This window comes from Pseudomonas sp. MDT1-17 (genome assembly GCF_054898105.1).
This window is the reverse complement of record NZ_JBUBVM010000001.1, coordinates 111,722-125,709: the sequence shown is the minus strand read 5'-3', so window position 1 is coordinate 125,709 and position 13,988 is coordinate 111,722. Positions and strand designations below refer to the sequence as shown.

At 57.2% G+C, this 13,988-nt stretch carries 5 protein-coding genes and 3 pseudogenes; 5 read left to right on the top strand and 3 right to left on the bottom strand.

Annotated features, from left to right (window positions below):
• The first annotated feature begins 492 nt into the window (after nucleotides 1-492).
• The 4 genes and pseudogenes from ltrA (at nucleotide 493) to ACYZTX_RS00460 (ending at nucleotide 3,828) form a co-directional block, all read left to right on the top strand.
• Nucleotides 493-1,761, top strand: coding sequence for a group II intron reverse transcriptase/maturase (ltrA, locus tag ACYZTX_RS00475; protein ID WP_462032507.1), 1,269 nt, complete (start codon nucleotides 493-495; stop codon nucleotides 1,759-1,761).
• A 33-nt stretch (nucleotides 1,762-1,794) separates the two neighbouring features.
• Nucleotides 1,795-1,998 (top strand): IS66 family insertion sequence element accessory protein TnpB, encoded by a 204-nt coding sequence (tnpB, locus tag ACYZTX_RS00470; protein ID WP_462032506.1) that lies wholly within the window; start codon nucleotides 1,795-1,797, stop codon nucleotides 1,996-1,998.
• Between the two features lie 18 nt (nucleotides 1,999-2,016).
• A pseudogene (tnpC, locus tag ACYZTX_RS00465) lies at nucleotides 2,017-3,517 on the top strand (IS66 family transposase).
• A complete protein-coding gene (locus ACYZTX_RS00460; protein ID WP_129444071.1) occupies nucleotides 3,514-3,828 on the top strand; it encodes a hypothetical protein in 315 nt (104 codons plus the stop codon). Before tnpC ends, ACYZTX_RS00460 begins: the two are co-directional and overlap by 4 nt.
• An 86-nt stretch (nucleotides 3,829-3,914) precedes the next feature.
• Here the strand turns inward: ACYZTX_RS00460 and ACYZTX_RS00455 are convergent.
• Nucleotides 3,915-4,296: pseudogene (locus ACYZTX_RS00455) on the bottom strand (transposase); the annotation flags it as partial.
• A gap of 552 nt (nucleotides 4,297-4,848) precedes the next feature.
• On the opposite strand from ACYZTX_RS00455, the gene ACYZTX_RS00450 reads away from it, so the two are divergent.
• Nucleotides 4,849-5,148 (top strand): addiction module antidote protein, encoded by a 300-nt coding sequence (locus ACYZTX_RS00450; RefSeq protein ID WP_462032505.1) that lies wholly within the window; start codon nucleotides 4,849-4,851, stop codon nucleotides 5,146-5,148.
• Between the two features lie 11 nt (nucleotides 5,149-5,159).
• Here ACYZTX_RS00450 and ACYZTX_RS00445 read toward each other — a convergent pair.
• Both ACYZTX_RS00445 and ACYZTX_RS00440 read right to left on the bottom strand, forming a co-directional pair.
• Nucleotides 5,160-5,761 (bottom strand): annotated as a pseudogene (locus tag ACYZTX_RS00445) (transposase); the annotation flags it as partial.
• A 309-nt stretch (nucleotides 5,762-6,070) separates the two neighbouring features.
• Complete coding sequence (locus tag ACYZTX_RS00440) at nucleotides 6,071-13,615, bottom strand: beta strand repeat-containing protein (protein ID WP_462032504.1); 7,545 nt, start codon at nucleotides 13,613-13,615, stop codon at nucleotides 6,071-6,073.
• Nucleotides 13,616-13,988 lie beyond the last annotated feature (373 nt).

The window sequence follows — 13,988 nt, the reverse complement described above, 5'->3', positions numbered from 1 at the left end:
AGATGGGAGTAGGCCTCCCGGAGTCTGCTTGCAGGAGCTGGCTTCAAACCGCCCGGTGCTGCTGCGTTCAAAAGGCGTGGTGGTGAGCGACCGTTGGAAAAGGCGCCGATAACGGCGTCAGGTACGTATTGAGAAGATGAGCGAAAGCAAACCGTCCGAAGACGCATCGTTAAGGATTCAAATGCTGTCAAAACCGAGGTCGCCCAGTAGCCTCGGGATCAGTCTGGAAGATACCTGTCTACTGTCCAGATGGCAGCCGGTGTATAGGCGGCATGAGCTCGATACAGGCTTTGATAGGGAACGTGAGAACCTCGCCTTTGATGCCAAGAGAAATGACAAGCGGTTACCACCGCAAGGAAGAATACCGATGCAAAGGTCGAGGGGCGGAGCCATTCGTAGTAGTGATGAAGTTCTTGTAATGAGAATGGAGCGAAGGGATGGCGTTGTCCAGCTCGCTTGTGTCGTCAACCGGCTTCGGCGGGGAGGAGCGGCATGAGTGCAGCAAAGTCGTACAGCATTTCCAAACTGACAGTTTGGGAGGCCTTCCAGCGAGTGAAAGCCAATCGAGGAGCCGCTGGAATAGATGAACAGTCTATTGCCCAGTTCGAGCAGAAGCTGCAACGTAACCTGTACAGGGTTTGGAACCGGATGTCATCGGGCTCCTATTTTCCGCCAGCGGTACGGCAGGTGGAAATTGCGAAGCAATCAGGAGGCAAACGCAAGCTGGGTATTCCAACAGTCGCTGACAGGGTGGCTCAGACAGTCGTCAAGCTACTTGTAGAACCTGATCTGGACAGGCTGTTTCATCCGGACTCTTATGGATACCGGCCTGGAAAGTCAGCCAAACAAGCGGTGGAGATCACTCGCAGGCGCTGCTGGAATATGAATTGGGTGGTGGAGTTTGATATCAAAGGGGCTTTTGATCACATCGATCATGAACTGCTGCTCAAAGCGGTTAGGCATCATGTGAAGGAAGACTGGATGGTGCTGTACATCGAGCGGTGGCTTAAAGCACCGTTTGAAACGGCTGATGGCATTCAGGTACCGCGTGACAGCGGTACACCCCAAGGTGGGGTGGTCAGTCCTTTGTTGATGAATCTGTTCATGCACTATGCATTCGATGCCTGGATACAACGGACGTTTCCGGGCTGTCCATTTGCACGCTATGCCGACGATGCGGTGGTTCATTGCCGCAGTGAAAAGCAGGCATGCGAGGTCATGGCGGCAATCAAGGCGCGCCTGGAGGCGTGTCCGCTGACCCTGCACCCGGACAAGTCGAAGATTATTTATTGCAAGGACAGTAACCGTAAAGCAGATTACCCAAGCACGCAGTTCACGTTTCTGGGATTCACCTTCCGGCCACGGGTGGCATGGGGCAATCATGGACGCCGTTTTACCAGCTTCCTGCCCGGTGCCAGTAACGAGGCTTTGAAACGGATGCGTCAACAAACTCGCAGCTGGAATATCCAGCGGCAAACACCGGCCAGCCTTCTGGAGTTATCAAAGCAGTACAACGCCACGCTTCGTGGGTGGTGGAACTACTATGGAGCTTTCTACAAAACGGCGATGCGCAAGGTCTTCAATCACTTTGACTTGAAGTTGCAGCGCTGGGCCCGTCAGAAGTACAAACCACTCGCGGGGCACAGGCGCCGCAGTGCTGACTGGCTCAACCGGATGAAGAAGGCCTGTCCATCGTTGTTCGTGCACTGGCATGTCTATGGGAATGAGGTTCGACCGGGCAACGGGAGCCGTATGAGTTGAGAGGCTCACGTACGGTTCTGCGAGAGGCTGAAGGTGAAACTCCTACGGCCTACTTACCAATGCAATGGCTTCTGCCTTTGGCTCAAGCGCCTGGAGTCCGAGCGTTTCAAAACCTCACCCGATGCCACCGACGAAGCCATCGTGCTGACGGTTCAGGAACTGAACTGGCTGCTCGACGGTTTTGATCTCTGGCGCAACCGTCCGCATCAGGTTTTGACGCCGCGATTCGTTGCTTGATTGGGTATAATCCGGGCCATGATTTCCATGCCCGACAACCTTCCCGATGACCTGGCTGCGCTCAAGCAATTACTTGCTCAGATGCAGTCGAAAGTCGTTCTTCTTGAAGAAGAGAATGCGCTACTTCGTCAGCGCCTGTTCGGGCGCAAGTCAGAGCAGACCGCTGATCCGGCGACGCCACAACTGCTGCTGTTTAATGAAGCCGAAAGTATCGACACGCCAGCGCCCGTTGAAGCTGACGGAGAAGTTGTCGCCCCGACCAAGCGCCGTGGCAAACGCAAGCCACTGTCGGCTGACTTGCCACGCATCGAGGTCATCCACGAACTCTGCGAGCACGAACTGACCTGCGCTTGCGGTTGCCGCAAACACGCCATCGGTGAAGAAACCAGCGAACAGCTGGAGATCGTGCCGATGCAGATCCGGGTGATCAAACATATCCGCAAGGTCTACGGCTGCCGAGGCTGCGAAACAGCACCGGTCACCGCCGACAAACCCGCGCAACTGATCGAAAAAAGCATGGCCAGCCCCAGCGTATTGGCGATGCTGCTGACCACCAAGTACGTCGATGGCCTGCCGCTGCACCGTTTCGAAAAAGTCCTCGCTCGTCACGGTGTCGATATTCCGCGTAAACTTGGCGCGCTGGGTGATCCAGTGCTGCGAACACTTCCAGCCACTGCTGAATCTGATGCGTGATCGGTTACTGGAGAGTCCGATTGTTCACTGCGATGAAACGCGAGTGCAGGTGCTGAAAGAGCCAGACCGAGACCCGACCAGCCAATCCTGGATGTGGGTACAAGCCAGTGGCCCACCGGAGCGCCCAGTCATCCTGTTTGACTACACCACCAGCCGAGCGCAGGAGGTGCCGTTGCGGCTGCTCGCCGACTATCGCGGCTATCTGATGACCGATGATTACGCCGGCTATAACGCTTTGGGCGCGCAGCCGGGTATCGAGCGTTTGGCCTGCATGGCCCATGTACGGCGCAAGTTTGTCGATGCGCAAAAAGTGCAGCCCAAGGGCAAAGCCGGTCGAGCCGATGTGGCGCTGACAATGATCAACAAGTTATACGGCATCGAGCGTGGGTTGAAAGAGATGACTGATGAACAGCGTTTTGCCGGTCGCCAAGAACAGAGCTTGCCGGTGCTCAGCCAGTTAAAAAACTGGCTGGAGAAAACTCATCCTCAGGTCACATCACAAAGTGCCTTGGGCAAGGCCGTGGGTTATTTGGCCAGTAACTGGAGCCGGCTGGAGCGTTATATAGAGGCTGGCTTTTTACCGATCGACAACAATGCCGCCGAAAGAGCAATCAAACCGTTTGTGATCGGTCGCAAAGCATGGCTATTCAGCGATACGCCCAAGGGCGCCGCAGCCAGTGCGCAGATTTACAGTCTGGTCGAGACCGCCAAGGCAAACGGCCAGGAGCCCTATACGTGGCTGCGCCATGTACTGGAGCGATTACCGCAGGCTGAGTCGGTTGAAGACGTTGAAGCGCTACTACCCTGGAATTGGAGGGCAACATGAGTATCAATATTGATCATCTGAGTGTCGATGAGTTAGTGACATTGAATCATCACATTATCGAACGGCTGAAGATGCTGGAGTCGTTGGAAGCTCATAAATCGATGATGCAGTTCCATCCAGGAGCACGGGTAAGCTTCGACTCACCCAGTGGTGAGCGCCTGTCCGGTACCGTCATGAAGTTCAACCGCAAGACCGTCACAGTGGTAACCGACACCAGCCAACGCTGGAATATTTCGCCGCACTTGCTTTCACCGATCAAAAACGTACAAGCGGGCACGGTGGTGGATATCAAGCCACAAAAAATGAAGTAGCTACGCCGCGAATGGCCTCCGCGCCAGCATGATTTGATTCCTCCCCACCTCAGACGCCGCCTGTTTGGATAGGTGGGGTTTATGGATCAGTTACGATTCAACAAGGCCAACAACGTCGTCTGCTGAGCGATGTTTTTCGACAAGCCACGAAAGCGCACTTTCGTATAGCCGAACTGGCGCTTGATCACGCGAAATGGATGCTCAACCTTGGCCCGTACCTGTGTTTTAGTGCATTCGAGCGCCGCAGGCGACATAGCTGCTTGGGCGAGCGGCAATCGACCAGATCATCTGGCGACCCTGGTACGCCGGGCGCTTGTCCACGCCGGTGTAACCCGCGTCGCCGTAGACGTAAGTTTCCTCGCCATGCAGCAACTGATCGACCGGTGTTACGTCCGCCACATTGGCCGCCGTGCCCGCCAGGCTATGGACTGAACCCGACTCGGCACCGACGCCGATGTGCGCTTTCAGTCGGGTAAAGCAGGAGTGTTACCACTCCTGCCTCCCCTCAGAACCGTACTTGAGAGTCACCCCTCATACGGCTCAAGCCTTCCAGCAGCCTGAGTGAGGCCGGGTACCTGACGATGCGCTCTTCGGCGCTCAAGGTAAGACATCCATGCCGGATCGAACGGGTTCGCTGCACTGCATATTTTGATATGCCGAACGATCGAAACACTGGCGGCGACAAAAAGCCAAGCGGGTTGCTCATGCCGCGTACTTTTTCCTTGGTGGCAAAAATCCAGTGCCGTTGACCCACTACACGAAGGTATCGTTGTTTTACCCAATGGGCACTCTCATGGCATGCCGACGGACAGCCCTGGCCATAACACTTGCCAAATCTGATGGTCGATCCACGCGAAACGCTTGGCAGCGACAACATGGCGATGATGTTCCCGGTTACCGTGTGTACTTCATCCAGCGGGGCTATGAGGTCATTGTCTTGCTGGCCGGGGGTGACAAGTCCACTCAAGCCCAAGACATTCGAACCGCCATCAAGCTGGCCGAGAACTTTAGGAGAGTGTCATGACAGCAAACAAACTGACTAAATGGGACGTTGTGGACCATTTTATAACAGAGGAAGACATGGCGCTCTACTTGGAAGCCTGTCTTGAAGAGAACGATCCGGCGTTGTTGTCTGCCAGTCTAGGTGATATTGCCCGTGCTCGCGGTATGGCCCAACTGGCGCGTGATACCGTTCTGACCCGCGAAGGGCGTTACAAAACATTGTCCGGCGCTGGTAACCCCAGCCTGGCCACCATCATGAAAGTCATGGGGGCGTTGGGCGTGAAGTACCATGCCGAGTTTAAACCAGCTCATCTCTGATAATTTGTTGACTGCATGACCCTGTAAACCCGCTTCACATTGATCGCCGGTAGCGACTGTATTCACTGGCGCGACGCAGCAATCCCCAGCCCCGACGGTAGCCATGGCTGGGCAGCTCGCTGACCGGGTGCTGGATCTCAACCACCAGATCAGCGTCGTCCACAGGCCTGCTTCGCCGTACTTTGGGCGATACCGATTTCTTGATTCGAACCGTTAATAGCGAGCGCGCTACATCGAGACATTTGCTGATCAGCTTCACTGGTCGCCCTCCGGCAACAAGGGTGAGTGCGCAACCTATTTTCGCGACCGGGCAATCTCCACGGCCTCTTTGAGGATTTCTGCTTCTATCGTTTTCCTGCTCAGCATCCGTTGCAGTTCACGGATCTGCTTGAGCGCATCGCGCAGTTCAGAGGCAGGTACCACGGCTTCACCGGCACTGACCGTCGACAAACTTGCCTTCCTGGTAAAGCTTACGCCACAGGAACCACTGGTTGGGATTGATGCCGTGACGCCGAGCCACCAGCGAAACGTTTAGCCTTGGCTCAAGGCTCTCGCGAACCATCGCCAGTTTTTGTTTTGGGCTCCAGCGGCGACGCCGCTCCAGGAAAGACAGTACATCAACTCAAACTCTCACCCACGCCTCTACCCGCTCATAACACCATGAGCAAAATTCGCAGTGTGCCTCATCGTCATCTAACAAAAAAATAACCCGGCGCATTTGGAGACGGCTACGCCGGGTTAAAAGTGAAATCGTATAAATCTGCTACAAGCAAGCACCAGGCTGGGAAACGGACCTAACGTCCGACGCTTTACACCCCCTGTATTGATTCGTCTTCTGCGCGCCCTTCTTTCCCAAATTTCGAGATCAATGACCGCTTCATGAGAGGGGCGCATGAAAACGCTCCCCTCTCACAACGTCGCTTTATACAATCAACTGGTGATTGATCAACAAGGTCTCCATGTCCGTGGCCACCCCGTTCAGTGTCAGCACCAAGGAGGATGAGAACGTTGAACCTGCACCGTCGCGGTCGACACTGATCGAGGTGTTAGTCCCGTTGTTGGTGACACTCAGGTAATTCATCAGCCCCTCTGAGGCTTTATCCAATACCGGTTTGGCGGTGGTGACATCGGTGTAGACGTAGGCCGTACCGGTGTAGCCTGTCAGCAAGGCGCTAAGATCAATCATATCGGCGGCGGCCACACTGTTGATGTTGCCCAGGCCGAAGCCGATTGCTGTGTCAGTACCGTTGCCACCGGTAGCATCGCTGTTATTCACATTGGTGAAGGTCAGCAGCGTATGACCGCCAGCGGTGATGGTGTAGGTGTCGTTGCCGCCACGTCCGTCAAGAAGTGAGTTCACGCTAGCGGTGCTGTTAGCGGTGAGGCTGTCGTTTCCGCCCCCGCCAATGATCCCTTCGATACCGGTCAGGGTCACGGTGTTAAAACCGGTGGCCTGAGCCGTGGCAGTGTTGAGGTTCACGGTCACCCCGGTCGTGCCTGCAAGAGTGAAGTTCACGATGTCTTCGCCGCGAGTGATTTGCCAGGCAGGTGTACCGTAATGGGTTAACCATCCGCCGCCGCCTATGAAGGTGTCCGTGCCTGCAGTAGCGAAGAAGGTGTCATTGTACCCAGTACCGATGAAATTACCGTTGGCATTGTTGTTGCCGGCTTCCGCGGACAGTACATAGTTGCTAGTGGCCAGGCCGGCTGTTAACCCAGTCCAGGTGGTGTTGACGTTTTCAATGCTGTTGCCACCCAACGTTGCAACACCGGACACGTCACTTGAAACACCAGCCACACTTTTCAATAATACAGCTGTGTAGGTCTCTGAAGCGCTAAGGCCGTAGAAGTACACCAGCGCAGACGAGTCATTAGTGGTTAATCCGGATTGCGGGTTGATGATTTGGGAGGACACCAGCACACCGGAAGAGTTAAAAAGTTGCACTGTATTGCCATAAAAAACATTGACACCCTGAAGGTCAAAAATCCGCAGATGCATACTAGTCCCATCTTCAACATTTTTATTATTATAGATAAAAGTCTGGAATGGTGACCCCGAAGGAACTACGTTTAAAAATAGATCTGCCGCGCCATCCCAATTAAAGTCCATAGGGCTGACCCCTAAAAAATTACTCGCGGCCGCAACCCCAATACTTGCTCCAACATCAAAAAAACCACTCCCCTGATTTGCATACCAAACAATATTGCCACTTACACCGTTTGCGGGAACTTCGATTATATCCATTTTGCCATCGTGATTCCAATCGAGCGCCAGCGAGCCTGACCCATTCAGCGTATCGTTAAAATAGGTTGCCGTTCCCCCGGCAGTTCCCGCAGCGGTACCGAAGCCACCACTTTGATTATTCCAGTAAATCCGACCTGCATTACTATCGGCGGTATTGGTCACATTGCGACCTTTGTCCAAGTATAAATCCATGAAACCATCATTATTAAAGTCAGCCCACGTCATTGCGACCGCATTAGTACTACCAGATGGCGTAGCGAAGACCCCCGCCAAACTGGTCAATACAAATGTATTTGTTGTCAGCTGGCTGTTCATGAATGTCGTAAGCGCAAAAATACCACTACCATTGGTGTGTTCAACAATGTCGACCGTGCCATTGTTGTTCAGGTCCACTGCAGACACTTCAGCATAGTTATTGATTACTCCCGTACCAGTGGGGCGACCTGTGCCTGTGGTGGCAGTGCCATTCATCCAGGTAAGTGTCCCGGACGTATTGGTCACGAAAGTCAACGAAGTGTTGGCCATATCACCAAAGGCAAAATCAAGATAGCCATCCCCCGTTTTGTCATAGGCAACCACGCCACCGTACGTCCGATTATTACCACTTAACGTAACGACAGAATAAGAATCATTATTTAGCGTAGTTAAAGCAACGACGGCATTTGATGCATTAATTGAAACAACGCCTTGGTAGCCGGTTCGCAGGAAATCCACAAATATTGCAGCGTTTGGATTGCCTCCATTTGAAACTGAGGTGGATGTGAAGTCGCCCACTACAATGCCTGGCTGATGAATCATAAATGTGCCAGCGTTATTAAATAATATTATATTGAAACTGCCACTCTCACTCAGACCCACAATATTTGAAAATTGGGTGGTGCCGTAAGGGGCCGACACGGTAGTTGCCAGGTCCGAACTGACTACCCTCAGGTGACTTACGCTCGATTGCAAACTCCTGTTCCCCGCGGCATCCACCCCCATAAAGGCCAGGTGATAACTGCCCACCGCCTGCCCCGCCGTACTCAACGACCAACTCCCTCCCGCCGCCACCGTGGTCATCGCCAAAATCGAGTCGATGCCTTGCGAGTAGATACCGTCATTATCAATGTCATTGATGAGCACCAGGGTGGAACCCACTTCGCCCAGCCCACTGGTCGCACTGCTGAACGTGATGGCCGTCGTGGTGGTGGTGATGTTGTCGCCCACCACGCCCGTATCAAATGCGCTCGTCAGTACCGGGGCAATCAGGCTGGTGATCAGCGGCGCGGTGCTGTCCACGGTGACCACCGTTGAGGCGGTGCCCGTTGCCACGTTACCGGCGATGTCGATGGCGCGCAGTTGATAGGTGGTGGCGCTGGTTCTGGCCACCGGATCGGTATAACTCCAGGTCTTGGCCGTGTTGTTAAAGGTGGTGACGTTGGTCCACGTCGTGCCGCCGTCGGTGCTGATCTGGAGAAACTCGCCTGTCAGTACGTTGCCGGTATAGCTGCCATTGACGGTCAGTAACGGATCACGCGTGGTGAGGTCGGTGTTTAGCGCACTGTCGGTCGTGCTGCCTGTGCCCAGGACCAGCCCGGCGGTGGTGTCGGTGGTGATGGCGGTGAGTGATACGGCGCTCATCGCGGGGGCGACCAGATCAATGGTCACCGCCGTGGCGGCCGATACGGTGCCGATGTTGCCGGCGGTGTCCACGACCCGGGCCCGGAAGTTGTAGCTGCCGGCGGCCAGGGTGTTGGCGGTGTTGTTGAAGCTGTAGAGCGAGCCACTGACCAGTGTTGCCGTGTTCCAGGTCGATCCGTTGTCCAGGCTGATCTGGACGGTTTCCCCACTGCCCACGGTCCCGGTGACCGTGGCGCTGATGGTGAGCGTTTGATCGTTGGTGATGAAGTCGGTGCTGCTGGTTCCGCTATCGGTCGTGATGGCGCTGATGGTTGCCGTCGCCGTTGGGGCTACGGTATCGATCTGCACCACTTGGGTGGTGCTTAGGCCGAGGTTGTTGGCAATGTCGATGACTCGGGCGACGACGGTGTAGGCGCCGCTGGCCATGACGTTGGCGGTGTTGTTGTAGCTCCAGCTGGTGCCGGTCACGGTGGCCGTCGACCAGGATGTTCCGCCATCCAGGCTAATCTCCACCCGTTCGTCAGTGGCCAGTGTGCTGCTCAAGGTGCCGGAGAAGATCAGGGTGGTGTCGGTGGTGATGAAGTCGGTGGCGATTGCCGAGTCGGTGGTGATTGAGGTGATGGTAATCGATGCGCTCGGTGGGGTGGTATCGACGGTCATCGTTTGGTTGGCGGTGTTGACGAAGTTGCCTGCGGCATCCACGACCCGCGCCCTGAGGTTGTAAATGCCATCGCTCAGGGTGTTGGCACTGTTGTCGTAGCTCCAGGTGGTGCCGGACACGGTGGCGCTGAAGTAGGTGGTGCCGCCATCCATGCTGAACAGTACCTCTTCGCCGGCTCCCAGCGTGGCGCTGAGGGTGCCGGAGAACACCAGCGTGGTGTCCTGGGTCTTGAAGTCCGTGGTGATGCCGGTGTCGCTGGTGACGGCGCCGATGGTGAGGGTGGCGGTGGGGGCGGTGCTGTCGACGGTCACCAGTTGGGTGGCGGTCTGCCCGACGTTGCCGGCAATGTCTACCACGCGAGCGTCGACGGTGTAGGCGCCATCGGCCAGGGTGGTTGCCGTGTGATCGTGACTCCAGGTCAGGGCGCTGGTGGAGGCGTTGAACCAGCTGGCGCCGTTAAGCCGCACTTGCACGCTTTCCCCGGCCAGCAGCGCGGCCCCCAGCACGCCGTTGAAGACCAGGTTTTTGTCACTGGTGATGTAGTCGGTGCTGCTGGTCCCCGAGTCCAGGGTAATGGAGGTGAAGGCAATGGTTTGCGCGGCGGCGGGGGCGGAGGTGTCGACCACCAGGGTTTGGTTGGCGGTTTGGCCTGCGTTGCCCGCGGCATCGACGACCCGCGCCTTGAGGTTGTAGGTGTTGTCCGCCAGGGCGTTGGCGCTGTTGTCATAACTCCAGGTGGTGCCGCTGACGGTGGCGGCGTTATAGGTCGCGCCACCGTCCAGGCTGAACTGCACACTGTGTCCTGCGGCCAGGGTGGTGCCCAATACGCCGCTGAAGATCAGTGTGTTGTCGTTGGTGTTGAAGTCACCGCTCACCTCACTGTCGGCGTTAATGGCGCCGATGGTGATGGTTTCGCTGGCGCTCGGGGCTACGGTGTCGACGGTCAGGGTAAAGTTGCTGGACGAAAGACCGTTGTTGTTGGCCACATCGCTAATGACCGCGTGATAGGTGTGCGCCCCCTCGGCGGTGGTGCCCAGTTGGTAGTTCCAGGTGTTGCCACTGACGGTGGCGACACCCAGCAAGGTCGCGCCTTCATACACCCGCACCGTATCGCCGCTGGCCAGGCCGCTGACCGTGCCGTTCAGCACGGGGGTGGTATCATTGCTGCTGGTGCCTGTGCCGAAGTCGCCCAGCAGTGCAAAGACGTTGTCGGTGTAGGTGTCAAGGCTGACGGTGTAGCCGACGGTGGGTCCGGTGATATCGACTGTCACGGCCTGGGAGGCCACGGCACTGGTATTGCCGGCCCCATCGATGACCCGACTGAGGAAGGTGTAGCTGCCTTCAGCCAAGGGGGTGGCACTGTGGTCATAGGCGTAGGTGCTGCCACTGACCAGTGAGGCGTTATTCCAGCTCGCTGCGTTATCCAGAGAAATCTGCACGTTCTCACCGGCGTTGAGCGTGCCGGTCAGGGTGGTGGTGATGAGCAGTGTTTGATCGCTGGTGATAAAGTCCCCGGTGGTGCCGGTGTCCGTGGTGATCCCGCTGATGGCCACGCTTGCCATAGGGGTGGCGGTGTCGATGGTCAGGGCGGTGCTGGCGCTCTGGCCGAGGTTGCCTGCGGTGTCGAAGACTTGGGCCTCAATCGTGTAGCTGCCGTCAGCCAGGGCGGTGGCGGTGTTGTCAAAGCTCCAGGTGGTTCCAGTGACCGTTGCGATCTGCCAGGTTGCTCCGCCGTCCAGACTGATCCTGACATCTTCATTGCTTTGCAGGGCGGCGCCCAGGGTGCCGCTGAAGGTGAGGGTATTGTCACTGGTGACAAAGTCGCCCGCCGTGCCGGTGTCGACACTGATGGTGGTAATGGCCACGGTGGCGCTGGCGCTTGGCGCCACGGTGTCGATGCGCAGGGTTTCGACGGCGGTCTGTTCAACGTTGCCGAACACGTCAGTGATCCGTGCCTGCAGGTTGTAGCTGCCGTCGGCCAGGGTATTGGCGGTGTTGTCAAAACTCCAGGTGGTCCCCGTGACAACGGCGTTGGCCCAGGTCAGGCCATTATCCACGCTGATTTCTACATTGCCCCCGGCCCCTAGCGGTGAGGTGATGATACCGCTGAAGATCAGGTTGGGACTGTTGGTGATGAAGTCGGTAGGGCTGCCGGAGTCAGGGGAAACCGCCAGGATCTCGATCGAGTTGCCAACGGGCGCGGTACTGTCAATGGAGACCATTTGACTGGTTGTCTGACCGATGTTGCCGGCGGTATCGGCGACCCTGGCCAAAACGGTATACACGCCGTCGGGCATGATGTTGGCGGTGTTATCGTATTGCCATTCGGTGAGGCCGGTGTTCGTCGCGTTCAGCCAGGTGAGCCCATTGTCCAACGAGATCTCTACGTGTTGGCCCGTACCCAATGGCAGCCCGACATTGCCCAGAAAGAGCAGGGTGTTGTCGGCCGTGTTGAAGTCGCTACCGCTGGTACCGGTGTCCAGCGAAATGCCGATGATGCTGACCGTAATGCTCGCGCTTGGCGCGCTCGTATCGACCACCACCGATTGGCTGGCGGTTTGACCGATGTTGCCGGCGCTATCCACCACCCGCGCTTGCACGGCATAGGTGGCATCGGCCAACACGGTAGCGGAGTGATCAAACGTCCAGGCCGTGCCGGTGACGGTGGCGCCCGACCAGGTACTGCCGCCGTCCAGGCTGACCTGCACCGACTCCCCAGCCACCAGAGACACCCCCAGCACACCGCTGAAGATCAGGGTGTTGTCGTTGGTGACAAAGTCGTTGCCCACGCCACTGTCGGCATTGATCGTGGTGATGCTGATGGTGGCACTGGCGCTTGGCCCCTGGGTGTCCACGATCAAGGTGAAATCGCTGGAGACCGTGCCTTGGTTGCCCGCGGCATCGGCAATGACCACGTGGTAGGTATGGCTGCCATCGAAGGTCGCCGCCAGTTGATAGCTCCAGGCCCCGCCCGTGACGGTGGCAAGACCGAGTAAGGTGGTGCCTTCATACACCTGCACGACGTCGCTGGCGTTCAGCCCACTGACGGTCCCGTTCAGTTTTGGGGCGGGGTCATTGGTGAGCGTGCCGTCAGCAAAGTTGCCGGTTTGCAGGTTGACCAGATCCGTATAGGTGGTGATGGCCACCGCGTTGCCCGTGGAGGGGGCCGTGGTATCAATCTGCAGCGTTTGTGTCGCCACCGCACTGGTGTTGCCGGCCACATCGAATACCCGGGCCTGCAGGGTATACAGGCCTTGTGCCAAGGTAGTGGCGGTGTGGTCATACACATAGGTGCTACCGCTGGACAGCGTCGCGTCGTGCCAGGTGCTGCCCGCATCCAGGGAGATCTGCACAAAGTCGTTGCTGCCCAGGGCCCCGGCCAACGTCAAGCTGAACACCAGGGTTTGGTCGCTGGTGCTGAAGTCCGTGGCACTGGTGCCGCTGTCGAGCGTGATGCCGGTGACCGACGCCGTGCCCGCGGGCACCGCGTTATAGATCTCCACGGTCCGCTGGGCGCTCTGCCCGACGTTGCCGGCGGTATCGATCACGCGCAGTTGGGCGAGGTAGGTATTGTTCGCCAGCGACAAGCCGGTGTTGTCATAGGTCCAGTTGGTGCCGCTGACGGTCGTGGCCGACCAGGTGGTGCCGCCATCAATACTGAACTGCAGCGTTTCATCGCTGCTCAAAGGCGCCGTGAGCGTGCCGTTGAACAACAAGGTTCGGTCGCGGGTGATGAAGTCACTGGCGCTGATCCCCAAGTCCAGACTGATCGAGCCGAAGGCAGGAATAATGCTCGCCGAGGGGAGCGAGGTGTCAACGGTGACCGTTTGAGTGGCCAGTGGGCTTCTGTTGCCCGCCGTATCAATCACCCGGGCCTGCACGGTATAGCTGCCATCGGCCAACACGGTAGCGGTGTGATCAAACGTCCAGGTCGTGCCCATCGGCTGGCCGCGAGCCCGACCGATGCAGCGCCGATAACATCCTCAACTTGATGCTGGAAAGCGTACAGACGCGATTGGGCGATCAATTGGCCCTCACGCAGGTGCAATGACGAAGCGAGGCTCGGCCAGTGCCAAACAGAGGCGCCTATGTGCTCGACAGATCGGTTTTCAGCCGGTGATCACCCCAGCGCACAGCCCGCCAATCAGCGCCAGACTGAACTGGGGTAGACGATCTATTGTGACGAAGTGGCGCACATGTCCCAAAACCCAATTAAGAAACGGCGCTGCGTAACCTGGCCATTGCCGTTGATTGCAACGAGCAGCCTGCGCACCGCGCATTGGCCGCTCTGTGCCCAACATGATGACGTCAGTT